Here is a 25,756-nt window from a genome sequence, read left to right as displayed (position 1 = left end):
GCCGAAAAAATCCGACTTGTTTAGGCACTGCATAGTACATAAGGTTGCCAGCGACGGCGGGCAACCTACTATCGCTACATCAACCCAGTAATTTCAAAACCTGCTCCGCCACGGCAACCGAAGACGCTGGATTCTGTCCCGTAACCAGATTGCCATCCACTACCGCATAGCTTCCCCAATCTGCAACCTTGCTGTAATTTCCGCCCAGTTTCTTCAATTCGTCTTCCACAAGAAATGGCACGATATCGGTCAATTGCACCGCAGCTTCTTCGCTATTCGAAAAGCCGGTAACCTTCTTGCCCTTGACTAGCGGCGAGCCGTCTTTGGCGCGTGCATGACGCAATACGCCGGGTGCATGGCAAACCGCCGAGACGGGCTTGCCGGCCGCATGCATGGTTTCGATCAGCGCGATCGAGTTCTTGTCTTCCGACAGGTCCCACAAGGGACCGTGACCACCAGGATAAAACACAGCATCGTAATCGGCAGCCTGCACCGTCGATAACTTGATGGTCGAGGCCAGTGCGGCTTGCGCGGCGCTGTCTTTGCGGAAGCGTTCGGTGGCTTCGGTTTGTGCATCCGGCTCGTCGCTTTTTGGATCCAACGGCGGCTGGCCGCCATGCGGCGAGGCCAGGGTCAGCTTGGCGCCGGCATCCAGGAAAGCATAGTAAGGGGCGGCAAATTCTTCCAGCCAGAAGCCGGTCTTCTTGCCAGTATCGCCGAGTTGGTCGTGCGAGGTCAGTACCATTAATATGTTCATACGAGTTCCTTTTACATTACGATAGGAAAAATTTAAACTGAAGGCTTATTCGTCGCCGCTGCGTATCACCAGCTTGCCGAAATTCTTGCCTTCCAGCAGACCGATAAATGCCTGCGGTGCGTTCTCCAGGCCATCGATGATGTCTTCACGGTATTTCATCTTGCCGGCGGCGATCCAGCCACTCATTTCCTTGAAAAATTCCGGATAGCGCTGACCGTAGTCGTCGAAGATGATGAAACCTTGTAGCTTGATACGACGTGTCAGCAGACGCCGCATCAGCGACGGCAGGTGGTCCGGGCCTTCCGGCTTACCGGTGGCGTTATAGCTGGCGATCATGCCGCACAGCGGTACCCGGGCACGCGTATTCAACAATGGCAGGACCGCCTCGAACACGGCGCCGCCGACGTTTTCAAAATAGACGTCGATACCTTTGCCGCAAGCGGCAGCGAGTTGTTGTGGAAAATCGGCGGCGCGATGGTCGATACAAGCATCGAACCCGAGTTCCTCCACGGCGTATTTGCATTTGTCGGCGCCGCCGGCAATCCCGACTACACGACAACCCTTGAGCTTGGCAATCTGGCCGACCACCGAGCCGACCGCGCCGGTGGCGGCTGCCACCACCACGGTTTCACCGGCTTGCGGTTGGCCGATGTCGAGCAGGCCCATATAGGCGGTGAAGCCTGGCATGCCAAGCAAGCCCAGCGCATAGGATGGCCTGCCCAGTTTCGGGTCCAGCCTGGTCAGGCCTTTGCCGTCGGACAGCGCATAGTCTTGCCAGCCGCTGTAGCTCAGCACCAGGTCGCCCACTTTGTAATCTGGATGTTCGGATGCTTCGACCTTCGATACCGTGCCGCCAACCATGATCGCTCCGACTTCGACCGGAGCCGCATAGGAGGGGGCATCGCTCATGCGACCGCGCATGTAGGGATCGAGCGACAGATAGACAGTACGCAGCAGTACCTGGCCTGCCGCGGGCACGGGCACCGGGGTTTGATCGAGTTTGAAATTCGCTGCAGTCGGGGCGCCATGCGGGCGCGAGGCCAGCAAGATGCGGCGATTGACGGCTTTACTTTGTGGCATGTTCGCTACTCCTTCAATGGGGTGAATGCCGGCGGTGTTTTGCCGGCGTGGATGGAATCAGTAAAGCGTAGTCGAAATAAATTGAAGTTCAGTCTTACAACGCTGCTTCGAGGATCTTGCGGCTGACTTCCAGCGTATGGTCCTGGTGCTCGCCGAGCCTGGTCATGCCGTGCTGCTTGAGCTGTTCCAGCACGGTTTCGACGGCCGGCTGGCTCAGTTCATAGTCGGACAAGCGAGTCTTGATACCCATGCTTTCAAAGAATTCGCGGGTGCGATCGATGGCGAGGTCGATGCGCGCATCTTCGCTGCCTTCGGTAATTTGCCAGACGCGCTCGGCGTATTGCAGCAGTTTGGCGCGTTTGCTTTCACGGCGCACCGCCAGCAAAGAAGGCAGTACGATGGCCAGAGTGCGGGCGTGGTCGATATCGTATTGAGCGGTCAACTCATGACCAATCATGTGGGTCGCCCAGTCTTGCGGCACGCCAGCGCCGATCAGGCCATTGAGCGCCAGCGTCGCTACCCACATCAGGTTGGCGCGGGCGTCATAGTCGTTCGGTTCAGCCAGCACCTTTGGTCCGGTTTCGATCAGGCTCAGCAGCAGGCCTTCGGCGAAACGGTCTTGCACCTGGCCTTGTACCGGATAGGTCAGGTATTGTTCGACGGTGTGGACAAAGGCATCGACCACGCCGTTGGCGATTTGCCGTGGCGGCAGTGTGAAAGTCTTGGTTGGATCGAGAATCGAAAATTGCGGGAAGACTAGCGAGCTATGGAAGGCCAGCTTGGCCTGTATCGATTTGCGGGTGACGACGCCGCCGTTATTCATTTCTGAACCGGTTGCGGGCAAGGTCAGCACGCTGCCGAAGGGCAGGGCGCTAGTAATGTTGGTGCCGCGCTTGATCGCGATATCCCAGGCTTCGCCTTCAAAATTGGCTGCTGCGGCGACAAACTTGGTGCCGTCGATGACCGAGCCGCCGCCAACTGCCAGCAGGAAATCGATCTTCTTGGCACGTACCTGTTCAACCGCTTGCATCAGTGTTTCATAGCTTGGATTCGGTTCGATCCCGGAAAATTCGTGGACTTCGCGCTGCCCAAGTGCAGCTTTGACTTCGTCCAGGGTACCGGTTTTCTGGGCGCTCGCGCCGCCGAACAGGACCAGTACGCGCGCGTTTTGCGGTATCAGCGTGGATAATTTGGCGATGGTCTCGCGGCCAAAGACGATCTTGGTAGGATTATAGAATTCAAAATTCAGCATGTTGTTTCCTTTGGGGGAGTAAGCCGCTCGAATCATCGAGCGATAAAAACGACGTCGTTTGCAAATGCGCAAGTTGGCGTGATGACGATGTAAGGGGGTTCAGGGCGAAGCCAGGGTGTTGACCGTGATTTCCATGGCGTTTTCGAGGGGACTGCGGTCACGTTGCAATTTGGCCAGAAGGCTGGCGCCCAGCCATAATTGATAAAGCATTTGTGCAGCTTTCTGCGGCTCCAGTTCAGGCCGCAAGGAACCATCTGCGATACCCTCTGCGATGCAGGCGGCCAGCCGGGCCATCACTTGCCGGGTGCCTTCGCACAAGACCAGGCGCATATCTTCCGAGAGATCGGCGACTTCCGCGCTCAGCTTCACTACCAGGCACTTGTGCATCGCTTCTGCGCCGGACTGCGTTTCGAGCCAGTGGCTCCAGTAGCGTAGTAAACGGTCTCGCGCCGACTCCGGTACGGGCTGCACGGTATTTTGCAGGACCTGATCCAGCGCCTGCAGATAATCTTCTACGTACTGTTCCATCAGCTCGCGGCCGTATTGCTCCTTCGAGCCGAAGTAGTGATAGAACGAGCCTTTGGGTATCGCCGCAGCACTCAGAATCTCGCTTAGTCCGACTCCGGAGAAGCCTTTGACGGCGATGATCTTTTGTCCTGCATCGAGGATGTGGCGCTTGGTAGTGTCGTAAGTTGTCCGCATGGTTTGGCTATTCTAACTCAAAATTAGACCGGTCGTCTAACGACGTTGAAAGCAACTAATTTTCATTAATCAGATGTTAAAGCAGGTAGATTCGATACTTGGATGTTATCCAGTCATGCTTTATCGACGTCTATTCATGTTTACGCATATCCGTTATGCTGATGGCGTTTATTGTGCAATTTTCATATTTGTTTGGAAATTGGCATTTTCCTACCCTTTTAGCGCCGCCCATGACATCCCGCACCAACCATCATCTTGATACCTACCTGCTGCGTGTGCTGCACACTTTGCTGGTAGAGAAGAGTGTCTCGCGCACCGCCATCAAGCTGGGCCAGTCGCAGCCGACCATCAGCAATACGCTGAAGCGTTTGCGCGAGCTGACCGGCGACGCCATCCTGGTGCGCGGCAAGACCGGCATGGTGCCGACCGAACGCGGTCAGGAGTTGCTGGCGCTGGCGAAACAAGGTTTGGAAGTCATTGAAAAAATCGCCGCGCCGGTGGCTGCATTTGAAGCCGACAGCACTTCGCGCGTATTTCACATTGGTACGCCGGACTACCTGAACATGCTGCTGATCCCCTCGATCATCGAGCAACTGCGCAAACGTGCACCCGGCGCCAGCCTGATGGTGCATGCGCTGGACGCTAACCTGGACTATGCCAGCGCGCTGGAAACAGGGCGTTTTGACATGGTGATCGGCAACTGGCCGGATCCGCCCGAGCATCTGCACCTGGCGCAATTATTCGATGACGATGTGGTGTGCATGATGCACCGCGATCATCCGGTGGCGAAGAAGGGTTTGACGCTTAAATATTATCTGGAAATGCCGCATCTGGCGCCGACACCCTACATCGAAGGGCACCGTAGCGGGATCGATGCGGCGCTGGCGGAGCAGGGCTTGAAGCGCAACGTGCAGGTGACGATTCCGTACTTCGCACTGGTGCCTCACGTGCTGTCGAAATCCGATTTGATTTTTACCACTGGCCGCCAGTTTGCCGAGCACATCATCGAAGACTGGCCGATCGGCATGTTTACCTTGCCTTTCGATATGCCAAAGATGCGCTTCTACATGCTATGGCATGCGCGTTCGCATGTGGCGCCGGATGTGGTCTGGCTACGGCGCCTGATTGCCGAAGTGGCGGCCGGCCTGGGGAAAACCTCTGCAAAGCAGCCGGTGCCGCACATTCTCTAGATGAAACATGTGCAGCACCGGTCTGGTTTAGTTCTTTAGTTTATTTTTCACTGTAATCAACATCCGGCCGTTGCGGCGATTTGCGTGAGGTGGCGCGCATGTACTGTGGCGCCCACGAAGTGACGTCGTGCAGCGCATCGGCTGCATGCAAGGGCCAGTACGGGTCACGCAACAATTCACGCGCCATCAATACCAGGTCGGCCTGCTCGCTGCGCAGGATATGCTCGGCCTGGCCGGGATCCGTAATCATGCCGACCGTGCCGCTGGCGATGCCGGCTTCGTGCTTGACCCTGGCCGCGAATTTGGTCTGGTAGCCGGGACCGACCGGAATACTGGCGCTGGCGATGTTGCCGCCGCTGGAGACATCGATCAGGTCAACTCCGGCTTCGCGCAACAGACGGCTCAAGGCCACGGTTTCGTCATCGTTCCAGCCGCCATCAATCCAGTCGGTGGCTGACAGGCGTACCAGCAACGGCAGTTCTTGCGGCCAGACTTTGCGTACCGCTGCTACCACTTCAAGCACCAGTCGCGCACGGTTTTCAAACGAGCCGCCATATTCGTCGCTGCGCTGATTGCTGATTGGCGACAAGAACTGATGCAGCAGGTAGCCGTGCGCTGCGTGAATCTCAACCACCTTGAAGCCCGCTTTGTGCGCGCGTACCGCAGCATCGGCGAAGGACTGGATCACACTCTTGATGCCGTCGATGGTGAGTGCGGTGGGCGTGGTATAGCTGACGTCAAAAGGAATCGCTGATGGTCCCTCCGTGTGCCAGCCGCCTTGTTCCGGCTCGACGCGGCCTTGTTGTTCTGCCCAGGGACGCCAGACACTGGCTTTGCGCCCGGCGTGCGCCAGCTGGATGCCGGCGACTACGCCTTGTTGCTCGATAAAGCGAGTAATGCGGCTCAACGGCGCAATATGCTCGTCTTTCCAGATACCCAGGTCTTGCGGCGAGATGCGGCCCTGCGGCACTACCGCGCTGGCTTCAAAGATGATCAGACCGGCGCCGCCGACAGCACGGCTGCCCAAGTGCACCAGATGCCAGTCATTGGCGAAGCCGTCTTCCGCCGAATACTGGCACATTGGGGCAACGGCGATCCGGTTGGCCAACGTCACACTGCGTAACTGCAAGGGAGAAAATAAGATGCTCATGTTCTTTTCCAGTTGGGTTGGTCAGGCAAGTTTGCTGAGGAGTTGATTACGAATCGGCATGGATATTGAATTGCAGCGCCGCCAGGCTGGCGTACAAGCCGTTTTGCGCAACCAGTTCGGCGTGGTTGCCGGTTTCGACTACATGGCCATGTTCCAGCACGATGATGCGGTCAGCACGTTGCACAGTCGCCAGACGATGTGCAATCACCAGCGTCGTACGGCCAACCATCGCCGCTTCCAGCGCGCCTTGCACTGCGCGTTCCGATTCGGCATCGAGCGCGCTGGTGGCTTCATCCAGCAACAGCAGCGGCGGATTTTTTAGCAAGGCGCGGGCAATCGCGATGCGCTGGCGCTGACCACCCGACAAACGCACGCCGCGCTCGCCGAGGAAAGCCTTGTAGCCTTCCGGCAGGCGTTCGATGAATTCGTGCGCCGCCGCCATTTTTGCTGCAGCGATCACTTCAGCGTCTGTTGCGTCGACGCGGCCATAGCGTATGTTTTCCATCGCATTGGCGGAGAAAATAATAGTGTCTTGCGGCACGATACCGATGGCTCCGCGCAATGTATGTAGGTCGAGATACTTGATGTCGACGCCGTCGAGCTTGATACTGCCTTCTTGCGGATCGTAGAAGCGCAGCAGCAATTGGAACAGGGTGGTCTTGCCAGCGCCGGAAGGACCGACCACAGCCACCGTTTCTCCTGGCCGGATATCCAGCGACAAGCCGTGCAACGCGGCACTCTCAGGCCGCGACGGATAGCGGAAGCCGATATTCGCCAGTGTCAGCGCCGCGCCTTGCGCCGTGCGTGGTGGCAGCGAATCGGGCAGCAGCACCGATTGCACCGGCGATTGCGCCGCCAGTAATTCCAGCAGGCGTTCAGTGGCGCCGGCGGCGCGCTGGGCGTCGCCCATGACTTCCGCCAGGGCGCCGATAGAGCCGGCCAGCAGGGCTGCGTAAAGGATGAACTGGCCCAGCTCGCCGCCGCTCATGCGGCCTTGGACTACCGCATGGGCGCCTAGCCACAGCACGAATACGATGGCGCCGAACACCAGCAGGATCGCCATCATGGTCAGCAACGAACGGGCGCGTATTCGCGCCATCGCGGTGCTGAAAGCATTTTCGATCGAGATGTCGAAGCGACGCGCCTCGATATTCTCATGGGTGAAGGCCTGCACGGTCGGCATGGCGTTGAGGATTTCTCCGGCCATGGCCGAGGCGTCGGCGACCCGGTCTTGCGAATCGCGCGACAGCTTGCGTACGCGCCGGCCATACCAGACGATCGGTAGCACCACCAACGCCAGCATCACCAGGATAATCGCGCTCAGCTTGACGCTGGTAATGAACAACATGACCATGCCGCCGATGAACAACAAGGCATTGCGCAGCGCCATCGAGATACTGGTGCCGACCAGCGCCTGGATCAGCGTGGTGTCGGTGGTGATGCGCGACAGCACTTCGCCGGTCTTGGTGGTTTCGAAGAATTGCGGGCTTTGCGTCACCACATGCGAATACACTGCGCTGCGCAGATCGGCAGTGACGCGCTCGCCTAGCCAGGACACCATATAGAAGCGCGCCGCCGTGGCCACGCCCAGGACGCAGGCGACGCCGAACAGCGCCAGGAAATACATGTCGATATGGCTGGCGCCCTGGATGCCGCCGGTGCTGAAGCCGAGATCGATCATTTGCCGGAACGCGTAGGGAATCGCCAGGGTGGCGCCGGCCGCCACTAGCAGCGCAATACTGGCCATTGCAAATTGCCGTTTGTAGGGAGCCAGGAATGGAACTAATCCGATGAGTGTACCCAGACTGCGTTTTTGAGGTTCTTTGGAGGTGATGGTTGTCATGTTGGATTCTGTATGGGCCGCCGTTGAACCTGGCCCTGCGGTTTTGCCTGGTGTTTACATTAAGCTGGGATCCTACAGCACGCCAGCGGATTGCGGAAAATGTCTGTAGCGGTTTCCTGTGCATTCATATTGCAATACGTCAAGAGATCGAGCGCACTTTGCGATCTATTCAACGCAAGCTTCAACCATTTATCGATTATCGATATACTTGTCCAGTGCCTAGCGCTTGACCAGCAGTTTGCTAGTGTAGTGGATGTTGCGCGATGGCGCAGGATTCCGCTACGGAGAACGTGAAATTTTGTAGCTGAACAAGCAACTAAATATGTCGTTCCAACGATTGCTATCTCAGGAGAATCCCTTGGCTCAACTGCGACAATCAGCGCATCCGGAAAACTGCGTGGCGCAAGACGAGGTTGAACAGCAACTGGTCGCCGGCTTGCTGTCGCCGCATGCGCATACCTCACCCAAATACCTTTACGATGTCCTTGGCTCACGCTTGTTTGCCGCAATTTGCGAACTGCCCGAGTATTATCCGACGCGTACCGAAGCGGCGATTTTCGAGCGCTATGCAAGCCAGATTGCCGTTGCAGTCGGCGCTGACGCAACCCTGATCGATTTGGGCGCGGGGAATTGCAGCAAGGCGGCGCGCCTGTTTCCCAGCCTTCGGCCGAAACAGTATGTGGCTGTCGATATCTCAGAGAAATTCCTGCAGGAGGCAGTCAGCGCGCTGCGCCAGCAATTCCCACAGATCAGAATGACTTGCCTTGGAATGGATTTTTCTTCCGAACTGGCTTTACCGCTGGCGATAGGGCAGCACCGACGCCAGTTTTTCTATCCGGGTTCCTCGATCGGGAATTTCGCTCCCCTTGAGTCATTGAAATTCCTGCATCAGATCCGCAAGGCAATCACCGGCAGTGACGGCGGCCTGCTGATCGGAGTCGATCTGGTCAAGGACAAACCGATCCTGGATGCCGCCTATGACGATGCGCTGGGTGTCACCGCGGCCTTCAACCTGAATCTGCTGCATCATCTCAATCGCTTGCTGGACGCCGATTTCCGGCCGCAAGACTGGCGTCATCGGGCTTTCTATAATGAAGAGCAGCATCGCATAGAAATGCATCTGGAAGCGCGCGAAGACCTCATCGTCCATTGGCGGCAGGGCGGCATACGCCGCTTCGCGCAAGGCGAACGGATCCATACGGAGAGCAGTTATAAATACACGCGGCAGGGCTTTATCGACATGCTGCAGCAAGCCGGATTCGGCAAGGTGCAAACCTGGAGCGACGAGCGCAACTGGTTCATGGTGTGCCACGCCCAAGTTGCTTGAACGCGTAATGTAGAAACGGGATGGCAATGGATATGGCAATACACATCGCGGAACCTGATACAGGCCGCCAGGCAATGACGGATTTGGCGCAAGCGTTTTCCAGCGTGCGTGAGCAGTCTTGCCGGCTGGTGCAACCCTTGTCGGCGGAAGATTGCTGCGTGCAATCGATGCCCGACGCCAGTCCCGCCAAATGGCACTTGGCGCACACCACCTGGTTTTTCGAAACCTTTATCCTGGAGCGTTTCGAGGCGGGCTTCCGGCCGTTTCATCCTGCGTTTCGAGTACTGTTCAATTCCTATTACGAAGGGGTCGGCGAGAAGCACCCGCGCGCCCAGCGCGGCATGATCACGCGACCCTCGCTGGAGGAGGTGCTGGCTTACCGGAAAAACGTCGATCAGCGCCTGCTGGCCTTGCTGGCGCAAGCGCTGACGCCCGAGTTTGGGTGTGAGCTGACGATGCTGGTTGAACTAGGCTTGCAGCACGAGCAGCAGCATCAGGAATTGCTGTTGACCGATATCATGCATCTGTTGTCGATGAATCCTTTACTTCCGCCTTATCTTTCCTCTGCCGCTGTGACGGATGCAGGCGCAGAGCGAATAGCCAGCGCGCTGCAATGGCAATCATTCGAGGCCGGAGTTATTGAGGTTGGACATAAAGGTGCGGGATTTTTTTTCGACAATGAAACGCCACGACACCGTCAGTTTGTAGAATCATTCTCAATGGCGTCGCGGCTGGTCACCAACGCTGAATTCCTGGCGTTCGTGGAAGATGGCGGTTACAACAATCCTCTGCTATGGCTGTCCGCTGGCTGGGATTGGGTGGCGCAGCAGAAAATCACGCGGCCCTTATATTGGCAAGATGCGCATGCCCAATTCGATTCTGCCTGGCGAGAATTTACCTTGCAGGGCCTGCAGCCGCTGGCTTTGCACGACGCTGTAACCCACCTTTCCTTTTTTGAAGCAGAAGCTTATGCACGTTGGGCCGGCACCCGTTTGCCGACCGAGGCGGAATGGGAATGTGCCGCAGCATATTCTGGCGCTGCAGCGGGAGCCGATTATTTCGGCGTGGCCTGGCAATGGACTACCAGCAGCTATGCGCCATATCCAGGTTACATGGCATTGCCGGGCGCGGTGGGCGAATACAATGGCAAATTCATGGTCAACCAGTATGTATTGCGCGGCTCTTCGGTGGCAACGCCGGCCGGCCATGCGCGCCTGAGTTATCGCAATTTTTTCCCCGCCACCGCGCGCTGGCAGTTTAGCGGGCTCCGGCTGGCGCGTTCTTGAGCGATTTTTTTCAGTTCTTGCAGTCCGGGAAAATAAACTCCTTGCTCAATTGCTCGATCAGGAAATCAACAAATACCCGCACCGCCGGCAGCAAACCTCTTTGAGTGGGATAGACGATCTGCAGATGACCGGACGGCATGCGCCAGTCCGGCAGCACGTGCACCAGCGCACCTTGCTCCACCTCTTCGATGCAGTACTCGGTCGGCAGCATGGTCAGGCCCAGGTTGCGTAGCGCTGCCCGTTTGCGCAGCGCGAAATCCTCCACTGCCAAGCGCGGCTCGCTCACCAGCTCGTAACGTTCCTTATCCGGCCCGTCTAGAGTCAGGTGGATACGCCGGTCATGGTCGGCAGCGCCGAGAAGGGGTAATTTCTCCAGGTCGCGCGGGTGTGTCGGCGCGGGATATCGGGACATCAGCGCCGGCGTCGCCACCAATACCGCCGAGGCAGCCCGTAGCCGCCTGGTAGCGAGATTCGGATCTTCGTCATCGGTTGCCCTGACGCGTATCGCGACATCCACGCCTTCCTCTAGCAGATTGACGCGGCGGTTGGTGAACAGCAGATCAATATTCACTTTGGGGTAGCGTTCCAGGAAAGCTGGCAGCGCATTGGCGACTTCGGACTGGGCAATCGCCACCACGCAACTTGCCCTTACTGTCCCGCTCGGCTCCGCCAGCGAGCTTGTCACGGCCAGTTCGGCCGCCTCTGCAGCGGCAATCATCTCCTGGCAATGCTGATAGTAGCGGCTACCTAGATCAGTGAGGGCGATACCGCGTGTGTTGCGCTGAAGCAAGCGCGCGCCTAGCCGGATTTCCAGTTCGGAAATGCGCCGCGACAAACGCGATTTCGGAATGCCTAGGCTGCGGCCGGCGGCAGTAAAGCCGCCTTGCTGCACCACGTTGGCGAAAAAATAGAGATCGTTCAAGTCTTGCATGACTGTCATTCATTGTTCTGTATGTGGAACAATATATCTTATTTTTGACCACTAGTTCTATTTTTGAGATGGGATTAGGATGTGCTTAATGATTCAGCGATCAGCGAATCACGGTTTTTATCAAACTCTCTGGCATCGAGATATTACGGATCGCTATAGATTTTGACCCACTCTCAATTTTATCGAACGGTATATATCATGAAACTATTACACATCGACTCCAGCATTCTCGGCGACGCTTCAGCTTCCCGCCAACTGACCAGCGAAGTAGTGGCAACCCTGCAAGCCGCGGATGCAGATCTTGACCTGACCTATCGCGATCTGGGTAAGGACGTGACCGTCCATTTGTCAGGCGCGACATTCGCAGCCAAGGGCACGCCTGCTGAAAAGCGCAACCTCGCGCAAAAGCTGGAAGTGGAACTGAACGAAGCGATTCTCAATGAATTCCTGGCAGCGGACGTGATTGTGATCGGCGCGCCAATGTACAACTTTACAATCCCGACCCAGCTCAAGGCATGGATCGACCAGATTTGTGTGGCCGGTGTGACTTTCCGCTACACGGAAAAAGGTCCTGAAGGCCTGGCCAAGGGCAAGCGCGTCATTATTGTTTCGACCACCGGCGGCAAACATGCCGGCACGCCAACCGGCATCGCCCATGAAGAATATCTGAAATTGGTATTCGGTTTTATCGGCATCACCGACATCGAAGTGGTGCGCGCGGATGGCCTGAACTATGGTCCTGAGGCCAAGGAAGCCGGCTTTGCCGCAGCACGTTCGCGCATCGGCAACCTGACCAGCGCAGTAGCCTATGCCTGATTGTGTCTGATTGTGCCTGATATGCAGCCTGGATAGGCTTGCACAAAAAAACCGCTACCTGATACCAGGTAGCGGTTTTTTGTTTGCCGCTCGTGACAGCGCTTGGTTAGTTGTAGCGCGGCGGGCAATCATTGGTAACTGATGCCCCACGAGATGATGTGAGCTGAAAGTACGGTAATACTTAGCCTGCACGATACCTGCTGCCGCGTGATCGCCGCGGCAACCGGATATAAAACTGCTCTTTATGCCGCCGCGGCGCTGCTGCCGATTTCCTGGTTGGCGGCGTTGCCGGCGATTTCAATCTGGCGGTTGACCGCACTCAGGATCGCCTTGAACGATGCCGTCAAGGTATTGGCGTCGATGCCGACTCCGAAACCGGTAGGCGCGTCGTTCAGGCGCAGTTCGATATAGCTGGCGGCTTGCGCATCTGCGCCGGCGCTGATGGCGTGTTCATGGAAATCCATCAGTTTGATGTCAAGTCCTAGCGCATTGACGAAGGCATCGATCGGGCCGTTGCCGTGGCCGCTGCTAGTGTGCTGCTGGCCGTCGCGTACGATATCGATATCGATCTTGACCGGCTGCGTCTGGCTGGAATCTTCGCTCATGCGATGGCCGCGGTAGACGTAGGGTGTTTGCTTGTCGAGGTATTCCTGCTTGAAGATATCGTAGATGTCGCTGGCGGCGATTTCCTTACCGGTAGCGTCGGCGGCTTTCTGGATCGCGCGGCTGAATTCGATTTGCAGGCGGCGCGGCATCGCCAGGCCGTATTCCTGTTCCAACAGATAGGCCATGCCGCCCTTGCCGGATTGGCTGTTGATGCGGATCACGGCATCGTAGCTGCGGCCGAGATCGGCCGGGTCGATCGGCAAGTAAGGGATTTCCCAGATGGCGTCAGCCTTTTGCGCGGCGAAGCCTTTTTTGATCGCATCCTGATGTGAGCCGGAGAAGGCGGTAAACACCAGGTCGCCGACATACGGGTGGCGCGGGTGGACCGGAATCTGGTTGCAGTCTTCAACGCACTGGCGGACTTCGTCGATGTCGGAGAAATCAAGCCCGGGATTGACGCCTTGCGTGTACAAGTTCAAGGCCAAAGTCACGAGGTCGACATTGCCGGTGCGCTCGCCATTCCCGAACAGGCAACCTTCAACCCGGTCGGCGCCAGCCATGACGGCCAATTCGGCGGCAGCGACGCCAGTGCCACGATCATTGTGCGGATGGACGCTGATGATGGCGGCGTCGCGGCGCGCCAGGTTGCGGTGCATCCATTCGATCTGGTCGGCAAACACGTTCGGCGTGCTGCATTCGACCGTGGTTGGCAAGTTCAGAATTACTTTGCGGGTTGGAGTAGCTTGCCAGGCGTCGACTACCGCATCGCACACTTCCTTGGAAAAATCCAGTTCAGCCATGCTGAAGGTCTCCGGCGAATATTCATAACGCCATTGAGTCTCTGGGCGGGCGTCGGTCAATTCCTTGATAAGGCGGGTGCCGGAGACGGCGATTTCCTTGACTTCATCGCGGCTCTTATCGAACACGATACGTCGCCAGGCCGGAGCGATCGGGTTGTACAGGTGAACGATGGCTTGCTTTGCATTTTTGAGCGAATCAACGGTGCGGCGGATCAAGTCTTCGCGTGATTGCGTCAGGACAATGATGGTGACGTCGTCGGGGATATGGTTTTCTTCGATCAGCTTGCGTACAAAATCGAAGTCGGTTTGCGAACCGGAAGGGAACCCGACTTCGATTTCCTTGAGGCCGATCTTGACCAGTAATTTGAAGAAGCGCAGCTTGCGCTCGGCGTCCATGGGCTCAATCAGGGCCTGGTTGCCATCGCGCAGATCGGTACTCATCCAGATTGGCGGCGCGCTGATGATATGGTTGGGCCAGGTGCGATCGCTCAACGGGATCGGCGGAAAAGGGCGATATTTGACAGCAGGGTTGTGCAACATCATGGTAAGCCTCTCTGGGAGCTGGTTAAGTGAGACAAATACGTGCGCTAAATACGTGCGCTGTAGCAAGTAAAACTAAAGAAACTAGGCGGAAAATGAAACCGGATATGTCGATGGCAGGAGGGTTGCCTGGCTGCCACTCGAAAAAATTAACGCGAGGCCAGGCAACCGATCGGTAGCTTTAGCAGGGATAGCGATAGCGAGCAGATGTGTACAGCGGGGATCGCGGCAAGCGTGATGGCGGTGCAGGTGATTGTTGGGTGCTGTGTGCAGTACATGGAATCGGGCTCTTTAACATCGAAATCCCTGATCGGAATTTCAGTTTTACTACTGTGATTTCTTGTCTGGCGGTGTTGCCGCCAAGGTATCCCCGTCAGAACGGGGCGAGATCATAGTGCGCGTAGTAGCGATAGCGCTAGTAGCGGCACTAGCAGCATAGCTGGCAGCAGGCCAGGAATCTGCAGTAGGGAGCGGGATTGGATGCGCGGAGAAGACATGCACTTAATGTATGAGATAAGGTCGAGGCTTGTCAAGCGCCAGTTGGCGTCATGCTGAAAATAGTGGGGAATGCGCGAAGATGTTGCGTTCCGGCAGCAAATCCCCTGGCCGTATTAGCGCGTGCCAAACAAGCCGATTAAACCGATGACAATCAGATACAGCGCAATGATGTAGTTCAGCAGTCTTGGAATCGCCAGGATCAGAATACCGGCGATCAGCGAAACGATGGGGGTCAGGTGCATGGTGGCAAACATGTGCATTCCTTTTTCGGGTGGCGAATGAGGCGTTGCATTCAACCCAATGGTATGCCGCACGCTGTTTTTCCGTTGTAGGACAACGCCGCCTGGGGGCGTAGGAAAACACTGAATCTGGTAAAAAAACGGCTTGGCTAGCCACTGTTTCAGGAGGAGAAACCGTCACAGTGTTGGCTAATGCCGATAAGGACACACACTCCGTCAATTACACGAACTGAAACTTGGCGGTTGGCGTCAGCAACGGGCAGGTCGTCGGCGCAAACCATTTCAGAACGCATAGAAGACGGATTTACTCCCTTCCCGGGGAATGCATTGGCGGCTTCGACATGCTGCCGAAATACGCAGGTTGATCGGATACTCGCCGGCACGCATATATGCCGCCAGCAATCTATTGCTTATAGCGCGCGGGTGCCGGAAATCAGGCGGGTAATAAACGCCGAGCGCTCGTTTTTTTGCTTGGGTAGCGCACGTTCAATCATCGAAGTCCATTGCTCCGATAATTGCTGGCACGTGGCGCGCAGCACGGGCGCCAGTTCTGGCCAGTCTGACAGCGTGCGCAAGTGCCGTTCAATGGTCCGGGCCGATTGTACGCAGGCGTCGGTCGCCAGATTGTGCATATTGTACTGAGATATCAGATGCAATACCGCCGATATCAGGAGTTCGGGCGGAGTACGGTAGCTCTCGGCCGTAGGCGAAGCACCTTCTGTTGGATCGCGAGGACTTATCATCAAATGCTCCTTGATCGAATTAACTTAAATGGTAATGATTCTCATTTAAATTATTATCCAGAGCGAGTTTGAATGCAAGCACTTTGCGGTTTTTTTAGCAAAAGCATGGATTTGATGCAGCGGGCAGAGGCAAAATGTTGCGGATACTCAGGGCTTGGGATTACGTGCAGGCGGGGGTATGAGTAGATAGGGAAGGCAGGACATTATGCATTCGACGCCATCCTGGCCCGTTTGCCTGAAGCCTGCTGCTTCATACAGCCTTTTCGCAGGGTTGCCTTCCAATACCCGCAATACGGTCGGTAAGTTATCGCTCCGGGCCTGGGTCAAGACCTTGTCAAGGATGAGCCGGCCCAGTCCTTGGCCTTGAAATTCCGGAACGATCTGGATCTGTGCGATATACCATTGGCCAGGCTCGCGATAGGCTTTCAGTAACCCGATGTCTTTGTTTTTGATTGCGACGATTTGCGCATGTTCAAACTGAAACAGGATGCGCGCTAGCTGCGAGGCGTCGTCGCGTGCCGCGTTCACGCGTATCAGGTGCTCGGTCATGGTCGCGTGGCGTAGCGCGGTCAGAAATGGTACGTCGGCTCCGGTCGCAGGCCTGAATTCGAGAAGCGTTTCTGTCGCCATACTCTTCCTTTAGATTCCTTTAGACGCTCATCGGCGCTACGGCCAACAAACTCATTTGTTCACCAGATGTTTCGGTACAGAGAGCGTCAGCACCGCCCCCAGCAACAATGATGCCGCTAGCACATACATGCCGCTGTTGGTGCTGTGGGTCTGGTCTTTCAGCCAGCCAACGAGATAAGGGCTGACGAAACCAGCCAGGTTACCGAGCGAATTGATCAATGCAATCCCGGCCGCCGCCGCTGCGCCGCCGAGAAACGCGGTCGGCAGGCTCCAGAACAGCGGCAGCACTGTAATGATGCCGATAGTCGCCAGCGTTAGCGACGACATAGCCAGGAAGGTGTTGTGGTCATATATCGTGCTCAGGATCAGGCCAACGCTGCCCAGCAGCGCCGGGATCGCTACATGCCAGCGCCGCTCGCGGCGGGCGTCGGCGCTTTGGCCGATCAGGATCATTGCGATTGCCGCTGTGGCGTATGGGATAGCGGTCAGCAAGCCGATGTTGAAGGTGTCTGTGACGCCGGTGGTTTTGATGATTGTCGGCAGCCAGAAGCTGACGCCGTACAGGCCCATGACGAAACAGAAATAGATTAGTGTCATCAGCCACACCTTGGGATTGGCGAACATCTGGCCGAGGGAGACTTCCAGTTTCTGGCTGGCTTCTGCATGGATTTGCGATTCCAGCAATTGCTTTTCCTCTTCGCTCAGCCAGTTGGCGCCACGAATCCGGTCTTGCAGATAAAGGAGCACGACTACACCTAGCAGCAACGACGGAATCGCTTCCAGAATGAACATCCATTGCCAGCCTGCCAGGCCGTGCACGCCTGGCATCGCCTTCATGATCCAGCCCGACAGCGGACCACCGATGACGCCGGAAATCGGCACACCCGTCATGAACAACGCCGTCATCTTGCCGCGCCGGTGAGCCGGATACCAATAAGTGAGATACAAAATAACGCCGGGGAAGAAGCCAGCCTCGGCGACGCCGAGCAGAAAGCGCATCGCATAAAAAGTGGCCGGGCTGTCGACAAAAATCATGGCGCCGGAGATGAGGCCCCAGGTAATCATGATGCGTGCAATCCATAGCCGAGCGCCGACCCGATGCAAAATCAAGTTACTGGGTATTTCAAAAATGAAGTAACCGAGAAAAAAAATCCCGGCGCCAAGGCCATAGACGGTTTCACTGAATTTCAGGTCGTTGAGCATTTGCAGCTTGGCGAAGCCGACATTCACCCGGTCCAGGTAGGACGCGACATAGCAAAGGAATAGCATCGGCAGCAAACGCCAGGTGACCTTGGCGTAGGTGGCGGTTTCAAAGGCGCTGCCGGCTGTTGTGTATGCTGGGCTTGAATGGTCTGACATGTCTCTTTGCCTATTGGTCTAGTTATAAGAGGCTGTTGCAAAATTAACCTAGCGTTGTTGCGTCGGGGCGGCCATCCGCTCCTAGCCGTACTGCTCGTACTGTCTTCGTCGGCGCACCTGGCCATCTGTGTTTGCAACAGCCTCTAAGAAACGACGGAGAGGATTTCAGCGTGACTGGATTGATGCGCAATGTATTGTAGCCGCCTCCTGATGAAATGGCTATTTGCATAGAGGGCGGTTAGTGCAGCCATGCGGATGCCAGGTGAAATGCATAAACTGGAAGGGGAAAGGACGCTGCGCCTCGCATTGCTTGGCGCAGATCGCCGAGTGATAGATACAGATACGCTACGGTTTGCGGCAGCTGAGATCGCCGCGCAGATACCAGTCTGCACGCGGTTCCGCTTCCAGTGCTGTGCCGGGCGTTGCTGGCGGAATCCTGGCGTCGAGCAGGACAAACTGCCAGCAGCGCCTGGCCTGGTCACGGAAGTAGACCGGTTTGCCCGGTTCTGCCGCGAGTTGTGTGGCAGGTCCTTGGATATACATGACGCCGTTGCTGTCGCGTTGCAGCCGGTAGCCCGGTACCAGCTCACGCTGGAGCGGGCCGTTGGCAGTGATCATGAGCCATGGAGCCGTGCTGCGAGGACGGCTCAGATCCAGCGTTTCGATCGCCCCTGCCGGATGCAGGGTGCGATCGATTTCCACCTGCTGCTTGCCCAAATGTCTGGGCAGGTCGTCAGGCCAGGGCGAAATGCTTGCTACTCCCTGCTGGCCCATGTCAATCACCAGCGCGCCCGCCGCGTTCACATCCAGATGCTTTACCTGCAGCGTCTGTGGCTCGAATGGCATGCCGTCAAAGCGCAGCGGCACAGTGGCGCCAAAGCTGGCGCAGCTGAAAAGCAGGGCGCCCGACAGGCACAGTTTGAGGGACGGTAGCAAGCATTTCCTCATCGCGCCGACCTGCTCATGCTAGCCAGGTCCTGCAGCAGGTTTGCTGGTGGTGCGTCTTCCTTGACCAAGGTTCCATAGCGCCGTCCGGGTTTGATCCTGCCGCTTACCTTGGCTTGTGCGCCATTGGCGTTAGGGACGACATCGCTATGTGAATTGAGCACCAACTGCAATGCAGTCCAGTCGTCGTTGTCCTTGATGACGGTATAGCCTGTGCCGTTCAGTTGGAATGCATAGGCCTTTTTCTGCTGCACTCCATCGACATTCCAGTCGCCGTAGGCGCCAGCGTCGTTGCCGCGGCCGATATTATCGCTTTCCAGCAAGGCTGCCTGATTCATGCCTGCTCCTGAACCGTTCGAATAGTCTATCTTGAAGTTGTCTGTAACTGGGCCGTCGACGATGACTCTGAAAGGCATCTTCTTGGCGGCATAGCCAGGCACGGCGCTGTTGCCGGTGGTGTTCATCGCATAGTACCAGCGTTGCGTCGGTCCCATTCCCTTGGGATTGAGCGGCAAGCCGTTCAACTGGTAGAGATAGTTCATGATGCTGAAATAGTTGGGCTTATAGTTGGCATCTTCGAAGCCGCCATGATGCAGGTCGAGCGTATGCCCGAATTCATGCATGATGGTGCCGGCCTGGTAGTTGACCAAAACATTCTTGTTGGCCGCCGCGCTCAGGTCCAGGTTGGCAAAACCCCATTGACCAAGCGTCACCAGGAATTTATTGCCGGGAAGTTCAGCGATGCCCGAGCTGCCTGAAGAACCATTGGCATTTTGCGAGGACGCCATCAGCATATAGCGGAACACCGGCTTGCGGCGTACATCCAGCGAGCCGCTGGAATACTGGTAGAGAGAGCCGCAGTTTGCATTTTGCACTTGCGGCGTATCCGTGCAGGATTCAAACGGTTGCGCGTGGCTGACGTCGCCGGACAGGTTGAAGTCGTCGGGGGCCAGGGCGGTATTGAACAGGTTGCCAGCATCAAAATGTATCTTGATATTGTGGCTCTGGAAAGCGTCGACTACTTTCTGCAGTGCCTCACGGCGCGGGCTCAGGGCTGGATCATTGCTGGTCATGTAGTCGACCTGGAGAAACAGGTCGCGCTGACCCTTGCGGGCGCCGAGCGTATACAGGTCGAGGCCGGCGAAGGTGCCGCCGTCTACCTTGGCGGTATCGGGAATGCCGTCATTGTCGCTGTCCACGGTGCCTGCAGGTACGTCATTGGGACCACCGGGCGTCGGAAATGTAACCAGGGTCCAATCCGTCTTGGTTGCGCTGACGGCGAAGTTCTGCGCGCCGCTCAAACGTACAATCGAGCGATCGAAATTGTCGAGCGGATCAAGCGTGGTCGTGGAGATGTAGTTGGCCAGCGCAGGAAAGGCGGCGACATTATCGCCGCTCCACGCGCCGTCCGTAGTTGGTTTGGTTTGCTCACTGCCGAAGCGCACAAAATCCGCCGTGCTGTTGTCGGCGACGCGCAATAGTTCGACGAAGCCGGCTTTGTCGGTCCAGTACGGCAGGTAGTTGACGTCTTGGGCGTTGGCCTGCGTCGCTGCGACGGTTTGCAGGATATATGCGGATTTGTCGGAGTCCTTCAGGTAGGAGGAGGGTTTTCCAGCCACAACAAAATAGCCGCCTGCGGGAATCGTTACGTTCGGCAGGTCGAACGTAATCGGGTTCGCGCTCAGCGCCTTGCTGGCGCTATCGACCCCGTTGGCACGCAGCCGATAGTCGCTCAAATTGATCGTTGCCGTTGAATTGTTAAAAAGCTCGACCCAACTCACACCATCGGTGCCGCGATAATTCGCGGCTACTTCACTCAGGTAGAGGCCCGGAGCGACAGGGGCGGCAGGCGTGGCGGAAGTCGCCAGCAATTGTGCGGATGGTGCCTTTTGTGCCGCCGACGCACCGGCCTTTACCTGCGCGTTGATGGCGTTGCCACCGCCGCCGTCGCCGCAGGCACTGAGAACCAGAGAAAGAACCAGAGGCAATGACGTCCGTGCTATTTTTTTTGATTTGAATCTGAGCATGAAGGAATTCATAGAATAGCTTTCAGTGATGAGAAATGATTAATCTTTGCACCATGAGGAGGACGGATAAGTCATTCATTGGCAAAAACTAGCTGCTGGCTGGCGGTGGGCGATATCTGCGGGTCCGGCGTACCTCCTGCGGTGAATTTGTTGGGGCGGCGAGAGGGACGTTCATTAGAGTGCCGCTTTGCCTCCCTTATTAGCGTTGCCCGTCGAAGCGCAAAAAAGGGACATGTTTCGTCAAATTATTTATATGAATATGGGTGAAGTGATTTTTCGGCTGGTGACTTCGAAGACGTATTTGTTACCGGATATTCCTACCGTTGCGGTTCCATGTTCTATACTCGACTTGATAACAGGAGTCAGTTCAGGAGCCAGTTGCCGACAACCGACGTCGCCTGCAAAATGACAAGCGCAAATTAACAATCAACATCTTTGAGGCCCGCGTTTTATGGAACTGCGTCAACTACGCTATTTCGTCGCCATCGTCGATCACGGATCGCTGTCGCGCGCCGCCCGGGTCTTGCATATCGCCCAGCCGGCGCTTACCCAGCAGATCAAGCAACTGGAAGACGAACTGGCGGCACAGTTGTTGCACCGTTCCGCGCAAGGCGTGATCGCCACCGACGCCGGCAAGATTTTCTACGAGCATGCGCAAGCGATCCTGAAGCAGGTGAGCGATGCCAGGTCTGCTGTCGCGCAGTCTACGGACAAGCCAACCGGCACTGTCGCCCTCGGTATCCCGCAAAGCGTTTCCGGCATCCTGGCCCTGCCTTTGCTGACCGCGATGCGTGCCAGATATCCGGATATTTCGCTGCAGCTGACGGAAGAGCTGACCGGTAATCTGATCGAACAATTGAAAACCGGCCGCATTAACCTGGCGGTGTTGTTTGATGACGGTCAGCTGACGTCGTTTGCCACGACGCCGCTGGCGGAAGAGGAAATGATGTTTATCACGCGTACCGGCTCGCAATATGCAAGCGCACGCCGTTCAGTGACGTTTGCCCGCGCCGCCAAGGCAAAGCTGATATTGCCAGGCATGCAGCATGGCGTTCGCCCACGCATCGAAAGCATTGCCCGGGCCGCCGGGCTGGTGCTGGAGAACGTCATCGAAATCAGTTCAGTGACTATCATGAAATCGGCCATCCTGGCCGATATCGGCGCCACTATCTTGCCGGTGGCGCCCTTGCTGCCCGAGATTCGGCGTGGCGAAATGACGGCTTATTCGATCAGCGGAGAAAAATTGTCGCGCACATTGACGCTGTGTGCATCAAAGAATATTCCGCTCACCACTGCGGCGGCGGCAGTCGAGCGGCTAGTGCTGGAAGTGACCGATGAATTGTGCCGCAGCGGCGAATGGCTGCATGCGAAGATTCTGGCGCGGCCGGTATAGCATAAAGCCGAGCCATCGTTTTTTCTTATATCCCTATCCAGAATCAGTATTTCCTGTTATCGCTGATGCTCCCTTAGACTTTAGTCACAGCAGGGGGAAGCATGTACTGCGATGGCCGTCATCATGGCCGTAGCGTTTGCCAGTCGGATATTTTATCGAGTGTCCACATGGCAAATCTTTCCGGATTATCCTTCCGGGAAAGGGTTTGAAAAATCGCGTACGTCACACAATTTGCTGGCATCCCGGGAATCTGTGCTGCGGCTCCGCCTTGATCGAGCGGAGCGAGCCGGAATCACACTGCACGCTGGGATAGCTTGGTTTGCCCTCAGTGCTGGCTTGCCTGCAAAGATGCTAGCCTGTCATGCTCGGCAAATACTTCCTTGGCTGCAAACATGCCGTTCAATGCCGCTGGAAAGCCTGCGTACAATGCCATCTGCATGATCGTTTCGGTAATTTCCAGGCGCGACAGGCCGACATTCAGCGCTGCCGCCAGATGCACTTTCAATTGCGGCTGGGCCGTGCCTAGCGCCGTCAGGGCGGCTACCGTCGCTAACTCTCGTTGTTGCAGGTTCAACCCGGGCCGCGAGTAGATTTCACCGAAGCCGAATTCAATAACGTAGCGGCCCAGATCGGGGGAGATGTCAGCCAGGCTGTCTATCACCTTTTCGCCGGCGATGTCGTCAACTTCCTTCAAGCGTTGCAAACCGCGTTCGTAGATACCTTGTTCCATGTAATGCTCCCGATAAGTTATGTGTCGATCGTGGCTTTCAGCTGTTCTTCCTGGCTGGCATAGTGCGCAATTTTTCCGCGCAACATCTCCAGGGTGTCTTGCAATACCAAAAGATCGGCTTCCAGCGTTGTGGCATGCTGCTCCAGCAATGCCTTGCGTTCTGACACACTTCCCAGGCGGTCCCCCAGCCTGCGCAGCTCCGCATAGCGCAGCATCTGTTGTATCGACATCCCGGTAGCGCGCAACCTGAGCAGGAATTCAATCCAGCGCATGTCTTCCTGGCGGTACAAGCGATGTTGATTGCTTTGCCTCGGGACAGGATCGATCAAACCTATCTTTTCGTAATAGCGCAAAGTGTGGGTGCTGAGTCCGGTGGCTGCCGCTGCTTGTTGAATCGTATTGGAAGTGGCCATGGAATAAAGTGTAGAAGTTAGAGTGCGCTCTAGGTCAAGCATTATTATTGCAGCAGTTTGCCTGAGATGCCGCGCGCGGATCAACGCAAATACATGCCGACCGTTTAAAATTGGCGCTAAATTATCGGGGCTTGCAATAACGGCAACGATCGGTGACCAAGCCATGGTTCGGCACGGATGTCAGATGTGATGAAGGATGCAATGCATATTCTTTTGGTGGAAGATGATTCGGTGCTGGCGGATGGCATTCTGCGCCTGTTCAAAAGCCATGGCATGGTGGTCGATGTGGTTCAGAACGGCAACGATGCCGATGCGCTGTTGCAGCGTACGGAAATCTCCGCCGTGGTGCTGGATATAGGCTTGCCGGGGATCGACGGTTTTGAAGTGATCCGCCGCCTTCGTGCGCGCGGCAGCAATGTGCCGGTGCTATTGTTGACGGCGCGCGATTCGGTGCAAGACCGGGTCTATGGACTGGAACTTGGCGCCGACGACTACCTGGTCAAGCCGTTCGCGACGCAGGAGCTAGTTGCGCGGGTGCGCGCGCTGTTGCGCCGTAGTGCGCCGCAACCGCTGGAAATGCATCTGGGCGGCTTGTCGCTGAATACATCATCGCGTCGCGCAAAGATCAATGGCAAGACCATCGATCTGTCGGTGCGCGAGTGGGCAGTGCTGGAATATCTGTTGCAGCAGGCATCGCGGGTGGTGTCGCGGCAGCAGATCATCGACGCCATTTTGCCGTGGGGTGCGGAGCTGACGCTGAATGCCGTAGAGGTATACATCTCGCGCATCCGTCTGAAGATTGCCGATGCCGGGATTGAAATCCGCACCATACGTGGTTTTGGCTATATGTTGGAAAAAGTCGAGCCGTGAGCAAGTCCAGTATGCCCAGCATCCGTACGAGTCTGTTGAAGTGGCTCGTCGTACCGCTACTGACAGTCAATATTATCGGCGCCGGCCTGACGTACTGGCTGGCCTGGATTCCAGCACAGATTGCGTTCGACCAGAGCCTGGCTGACGCCGGCTGGGCCATGATTCCGCGCTTGCATGAGAATGGCGCGCAAGTCGAGATCGACTTGTCGCAGCAAGCCGAGCAAGTGTTGCGGGTCGATCACTTCGACGCCATCTTCCTGGTGGTGCGCGACCGACAGGGCAAGCTGTTGGCAGGAGATGCTGATTTCCCTGTGCTGCCCGAGCGCGAAGGGCTGAACGAGCCGGTGCCGTACGACGGCGTCATGCGTGGCGAGCCAGTGCGTATCGTCGCTCTGAAGACCATGATCGGCAAGCAGCCGGTACATATAGGCGTGGCCGAAACACTGCGCAAGCGCACCCATATTCGCTCAGTGATATTTTTGGCCCTGTTGTTGCTGGAAGGGGTGTTGACGATGGCGTTGATGGCGGCCATCTGGCTGGCGATCAGCAAAGGTTTGCGGCCCCTGAAGAGAATGAGGGCAGACCTGAATGCGCGCAGCCGCGACGATTTGTCTGCGCTAGATGAAAAGCAGGTGCCGTTCGAGTTGAGTCCGGTGGTCAAAGCCATTAACGGCCTGTTGGACAGGGTGCAGCTGGACGCCAAGGCGCAGCAGAACTTCCTGGCGAATGTTGCGCATCAGTTGCGTACGCCGCTGGCCGGCTTCAGGACGCAGCTGGAGTGGCTGTTGCAAAAACATGCCGGTGAACCTGAAAGCGCACATTCGATTGTCCTGATGACATCGTCCACCGAGCGCATGATCCGCCAGACTAATCAATTGTTGACCTTGGCCCGTGCCGAACCGGCGAAATTTGAAAAAGAACGATTGCGCGTAGTGGAAATGAACAAGCTGGTCGAAGGCTCGGTCCAGCATTTTGTCGAAGAGGCGCACAAGAAGAATATCGACCTGGGATTCAACCTGCAGCCGACGCGAGTGATGGGAGATCATTTCTTGCTGAGCGACCTGATTGATAACCTGATTGACAACGCTATCCGTTATTCGCCGCGTGATGGCACCGTGACTGTCAGTACCTTGCAGGGCAAGGACGGCGGAATTTTTTCAGTAGAGGATTCCGGTCCGGGGATTCCGCCTTCGGAGCAGGAGTCGATTTTCAAGCGCTCACACCGGCTTGATGACCGCGTTGCAGGCAATGGCCTGGGGCTGGCCATCGTGCGTGATATAGCCAAGGATCACGGGTCCAGAATTACGGTCGAGCCGGGCGCAGCAGGCGGCACGATCTTTTCGGTGCATTTCCCCTTCCCAATTCTGGGCACTCCTTCAAAGCTGCCCATTTAAGCGCATCGCAGGTGCAGCAAATTCTTCCGCAAACTGCTGATCGCTCGCACCGGCAGCACATAGGCTGTTTGCTGTCGAAATAGTAATACTATTTTTGGGGCAGTAAGTCTGGGGACAACAATATGCACTAAATCGTTCCCCGGGAAAACAAATTTTACTCTTGTTACTTTTTGAGACGGTTTGTTGTTGTATGCAGATTACGCTTGCCCACTTCTCTTTCCAAAATCAATTTCTT

At 56.5% G+C, this 25,756-nt stretch carries 23 protein-coding genes; 7 read left to right on the top strand and 16 right to left on the bottom strand.

Features of this window, described 5'->3' with window-relative positions; genetic code table 11:
* Positions 1–79 precede the first annotated feature (79 nt).
* From LT85_RS16020 to LT85_RS16005, 4 genes are all read right to left on the bottom strand, one after another.
* Entirely contained in the window at positions 80–757 is a 678-nt protein-coding gene (locus tag LT85_RS16020) for a type 1 glutamine amidotransferase domain-containing protein (protein WP_038490608.1), read from the bottom strand.
* Positions 758–802: 45 nt separating this feature from the next.
* Positions 803–1,837, bottom strand: a complete 1,035-nt coding sequence (locus tag LT85_RS16015; protein ID WP_038490605.1) for an NADP-dependent oxidoreductase — start codon at positions 1,835–1,837, stop codon at positions 803–805.
* A gap of 94 nt (positions 1,838–1,931) precedes the next feature.
* Entirely contained in the window at positions 1,932–3,089 is a 1,158-nt protein-coding gene (locus LT85_RS16010; protein WP_038490602.1) for an iron-containing alcohol dehydrogenase, read from the bottom strand.
* Between the two features lie 99 nt (positions 3,090–3,188).
* On the bottom strand, positions 3,189–3,791 hold the full coding sequence (locus LT85_RS16005; protein WP_038490600.1) for a TetR/AcrR family transcriptional regulator: 603 nt from the start codon (positions 3,789–3,791) through the stop codon (positions 3,189–3,191).
* A 230-nt stretch (positions 3,792–4,021) separates the two neighbouring features.
* On the opposite strand from LT85_RS16005, the gene LT85_RS16000 reads away from it, so the two are divergent.
* The gene (locus LT85_RS16000; protein ID WP_038490597.1) at positions 4,022–4,981 is read left to right on the top strand and encodes a LysR family transcriptional regulator; all 960 of its coding nucleotides are present in this window, start codon (positions 4,022–4,024) and stop codon (positions 4,979–4,981) included.
* Between the two features lie 40 nt (positions 4,982–5,021).
* Here the strand turns inward: LT85_RS16000 and LT85_RS15995 are convergent, their stop codons facing one another.
* Both LT85_RS15995 and LT85_RS15990 read right to left on the bottom strand, forming a co-directional pair.
* On the bottom strand, positions 5,022–6,131 hold the full coding sequence (locus LT85_RS15995; RefSeq protein ID WP_038490593.1) for an NADH:flavin oxidoreductase/NADH oxidase: 1,110 nt from the start codon (positions 6,129–6,131) through the stop codon (positions 5,022–5,024).
* Between the two features lie 46 nt (positions 6,132–6,177).
* Positions 6,178–7,974 (bottom strand): ABC transporter transmembrane domain-containing protein, encoded by a 1,797-nt coding sequence (locus tag LT85_RS15990; RefSeq protein WP_038490590.1) that lies wholly within the window; start codon positions 7,972–7,974, stop codon positions 6,178–6,180.
* Positions 7,975–8,332: 358 nt separating this feature from the next.
* Between LT85_RS15990 and egtD the strand changes: the two genes are divergently transcribed.
* Entirely contained in the window at positions 8,333–9,301 is a 969-nt protein-coding gene (gene egtD, locus LT85_RS15985) for an L-histidine N(alpha)-methyltransferase (RefSeq protein WP_253273564.1), read from the top strand.
* 32 nt (positions 9,302–9,333) lie between these two features.
* Entirely contained in the window at positions 9,334–10,587 is a 1,254-nt protein-coding gene (gene egtB / locus LT85_RS15980) for an ergothioneine biosynthesis protein EgtB (protein ID WP_437177273.1), read from the top strand.
* 10 nt (positions 10,588–10,597) lie between these two features.
* On the opposite strand, the gene LT85_RS15975 is transcribed toward egtB, so the two are convergent.
* Positions 10,598–11,527 carry a LysR substrate-binding domain-containing protein gene (locus LT85_RS15975; RefSeq protein ID WP_216595018.1) on the bottom strand — a complete coding sequence of 310 codons (930 nt, stop codon included), beginning with the start codon at positions 11,525–11,527 and terminating at the stop codon, positions 10,598–10,600.
* 189 nt (positions 11,528–11,716) lie between these two features.
* Between LT85_RS15975 and LT85_RS15970 the strand changes: the two genes are divergently transcribed.
* The gene (locus tag LT85_RS15970; protein WP_038490585.1) at positions 11,717–12,334 is read left to right on the top strand and encodes an FMN-dependent NADH-azoreductase; all 618 of its coding nucleotides are present in this window, start codon (positions 11,717–11,719) and stop codon (positions 12,332–12,334) included.
* 242 nt (positions 12,335–12,576) lie between these two features.
* On the opposite strand, the gene leuA is transcribed toward LT85_RS15970, so the two are convergent.
* From leuA to LT85_RS15940, 7 genes are all read right to left on the bottom strand, one after another.
* A complete protein-coding gene (gene leuA / locus LT85_RS15965; RefSeq protein WP_038490582.1) occupies positions 12,577–14,283 on the bottom strand; it encodes a 2-isopropylmalate synthase in 1,707 nt (568 codons plus the stop codon).
* Positions 14,284–14,891: 608 nt separating this feature from the next.
* The gene (locus LT85_RS26075; RefSeq protein WP_081992438.1) at positions 14,892–15,032 is read right to left on the bottom strand and encodes a DUF3096 domain-containing protein; all 141 of its coding nucleotides are present in this window, start codon (positions 15,030–15,032) and stop codon (positions 14,892–14,894) included.
* Positions 15,033–15,427: 395 nt separating this feature from the next.
* The gene (locus LT85_RS15960) at positions 15,428–15,760 is read right to left on the bottom strand and encodes a hypothetical protein (protein WP_038490579.1); all 333 of its coding nucleotides are present in this window, start codon (positions 15,758–15,760) and stop codon (positions 15,428–15,430) included.
* A gap of 147 nt (positions 15,761–15,907) precedes the next feature.
* A complete protein-coding gene (locus LT85_RS15955; RefSeq protein WP_052135249.1) occupies positions 15,908–16,390 on the bottom strand; it encodes a GNAT family N-acetyltransferase in 483 nt (160 codons plus the stop codon).
* A gap of 51 nt (positions 16,391–16,441) precedes the next feature.
* A complete protein-coding gene (locus LT85_RS15950) occupies positions 16,442–17,749 on the bottom strand; it encodes an MFS transporter (RefSeq protein WP_038490576.1) in 1,308 nt (435 codons plus the stop codon).
* Between the two features lie 345 nt (positions 17,750–18,094).
* Positions 18,095–18,685 carry a hypothetical protein gene (locus LT85_RS15945; RefSeq protein ID WP_038490573.1) on the bottom strand — a complete coding sequence of 197 codons (591 nt, stop codon included), beginning with the start codon at positions 18,683–18,685 and terminating at the stop codon, positions 18,095–18,097.
* Positions 18,686–18,693: 8 nt separating this feature from the next.
* Positions 18,694–20,721, bottom strand: coding sequence for a lamin tail domain-containing protein (locus LT85_RS15940; RefSeq protein ID WP_172656992.1), 2,028 nt, complete (start codon positions 20,719–20,721; stop codon positions 18,694–18,696).
* Positions 20,722–21,172: 451 nt separating this feature from the next.
* On the opposite strand from LT85_RS15940, the gene LT85_RS15935 reads away from it, so the two are divergent.
* A complete protein-coding gene (locus LT85_RS15935) occupies positions 21,173–22,114 on the top strand; it encodes a LysR substrate-binding domain-containing protein (protein WP_038490567.1) in 942 nt (313 codons plus the stop codon).
* A gap of 325 nt (positions 22,115–22,439) precedes the next feature.
* Here the strand turns inward: LT85_RS15935 and LT85_RS15930 are convergent, their stop codons facing one another.
* Positions 22,440–22,844, bottom strand: coding sequence for a carboxymuconolactone decarboxylase family protein (locus LT85_RS15930; protein ID WP_038490564.1), 405 nt, complete (start codon positions 22,842–22,844; stop codon positions 22,440–22,442).
* 17 nt (positions 22,845–22,861) lie between these two features.
* Positions 22,862–23,257 carry a MerR family transcriptional regulator gene (locus LT85_RS15925; RefSeq protein ID WP_038490563.1) on the bottom strand — a complete coding sequence of 132 codons (396 nt, stop codon included), beginning with the start codon at positions 23,255–23,257 and terminating at the stop codon, positions 22,862–22,864.
* Positions 23,258–23,458: 201 nt separating this feature from the next.
* Between LT85_RS15925 and LT85_RS15920 the strand changes: the two genes are divergently transcribed.
* Together LT85_RS15920 and LT85_RS15915 are read left to right on the top strand one after the other, a co-directional pair.
* The gene (locus LT85_RS15920; protein ID WP_038496500.1) at positions 23,459–24,127 is read left to right on the top strand and encodes a response regulator transcription factor; all 669 of its coding nucleotides are present in this window, start codon (positions 23,459–23,461) and stop codon (positions 24,125–24,127) included.
* An 11-nt stretch (positions 24,128–24,138) separates the two neighbouring features.
* Positions 24,139–25,521 (top strand): sensor histidine kinase, encoded by a 1,383-nt coding sequence (locus LT85_RS15915; RefSeq protein WP_038490558.1) that lies wholly within the window; start codon positions 24,139–24,141, stop codon positions 25,519–25,521.
* The last annotated feature ends 235 nt before the right edge of the window (positions 25,522–25,756 follow it).

Origin of the sequence: Collimonas arenae (genome assembly GCF_000786695.1) — a bacterium.
GTDB classification, from domain to species: domain Bacteria; phylum Pseudomonadota; class Gammaproteobacteria; order Burkholderiales; family Burkholderiaceae_D; genus Collimonas; species Collimonas arenae_A.
Note: the sequence above shows the minus strand (reverse complement) of the source record. Positions and strands in the feature narration are given on the sequence as shown.

Excerpts from the sequence above, each read along its gene's own strand:
- LT85_RS26075 (WP_081992438.1), bottom strand. The coding sequence starts at position 15,032 with ATGTTTGCCACCATGCACCTGACCCCCATCGTTTCGCTGATCGCCGGT.
- LT85_RS15920 (WP_038496500.1), top strand. The coding sequence starts at position 23,459 with ATGCATATTCTTTTGGTGGAAGATGATTCGGTGCTGGCGGATGGCATT.
- LT85_RS15995 (WP_038490593.1), bottom strand. The coding sequence starts at position 6,131 with ATGAGCATCTTATTTTCTCCCTTGCAGTTACGCAGTGTGACGTTGGCC.
- LT85_RS16005 (WP_038490600.1), bottom strand. The coding sequence starts at position 3,791 with ATGCGGACAACTTACGACACTACCAAGCGCCACATCCTCGATGCAGGA.
- LT85_RS15950 (WP_038490576.1), bottom strand. The coding sequence starts at position 17,749 with ATGTCAGACCATTCAAGCCCAGCATACACAACAGCCGGCAGCGCCTTT.
- LT85_RS15970 (WP_038490585.1), top strand. The coding sequence starts at position 11,717 with ATGAAACTATTACACATCGACTCCAGCATTCTCGGCGACGCTTCAGCT.
- LT85_RS16010 (WP_038490602.1), bottom strand. The coding sequence starts at position 3,089 with ATGCTGAATTTTGAATTCTATAATCCTACCAAGATCGTCTTTGGCCGC.
- LT85_RS15955 (WP_052135249.1), bottom strand. The coding sequence starts at position 16,390 with ATGGCGACAGAAACGCTTCTCGAATTCAGGCCTGCGACCGGAGCCGAC.
- LT85_RS15925 (WP_038490563.1), bottom strand. The coding sequence starts at position 23,257 with ATGGCCACTTCCAATACGATTCAACAAGCAGCGGCAGCCACCGGACTC.
- LT85_RS15935 (WP_038490567.1), top strand. The coding sequence starts at position 21,173 with ATGGAACTGCGTCAACTACGCTATTTCGTCGCCATCGTCGATCACGGA.
- LT85_RS16015 (WP_038490605.1), bottom strand. The coding sequence starts at position 1,837 with ATGCCACAAAGTAAAGCCGTCAATCGCCGCATCTTGCTGGCCTCGCGC.
- LT85_RS15930 (WP_038490564.1), bottom strand. The coding sequence starts at position 22,844 with ATGGAACAAGGTATCTACGAACGCGGTTTGCAACGCTTGAAGGAAGTT.
- LT85_RS15975 (WP_216595018.1), bottom strand. The coding sequence starts at position 11,527 with ATGACAGTCATGCAAGACTTGAACGATCTCTATTTTTTCGCCAACGTG.
- leuA (WP_038490582.1), bottom strand. The coding sequence starts at position 14,283 with ATGATGTTGCACAACCCTGCTGTCAAATATCGCCCTTTTCCGCCGATC.
- LT85_RS15915 (WP_038490558.1), top strand. The coding sequence starts at position 24,139 with ATGCCCAGCATCCGTACGAGTCTGTTGAAGTGGCTCGTCGTACCGCTA.
- LT85_RS15990 (WP_038490590.1), bottom strand. The coding sequence starts at position 7,974 with ATGACAACCATCACCTCCAAAGAACCTCAAAAACGCAGTCTGGGTACA.
- LT85_RS15960 (WP_038490579.1), bottom strand. The coding sequence starts at position 15,760 with ATGATAAGTCCTCGCGATCCAACAGAAGGTGCTTCGCCTACGGCCGAG.
- egtB (WP_437177273.1), top strand. The coding sequence starts at position 9,334 with ATGGCAATACACATCGCGGAACCTGATACAGGCCGCCAGGCAATGACG.
- LT85_RS16020 (WP_038490608.1), bottom strand. The coding sequence starts at position 757 with ATGAACATATTAATGGTACTGACCTCGCACGACCAACTCGGCGATACT.
- LT85_RS15940 (WP_172656992.1), bottom strand. The coding sequence starts at position 20,721 with ATGCTCAGATTCAAATCAAAAAAAATAGCACGGACGTCATTGCCTCTG.
- LT85_RS16000 (WP_038490597.1), top strand. The coding sequence starts at position 4,022 with ATGACATCCCGCACCAACCATCATCTTGATACCTACCTGCTGCGTGTG.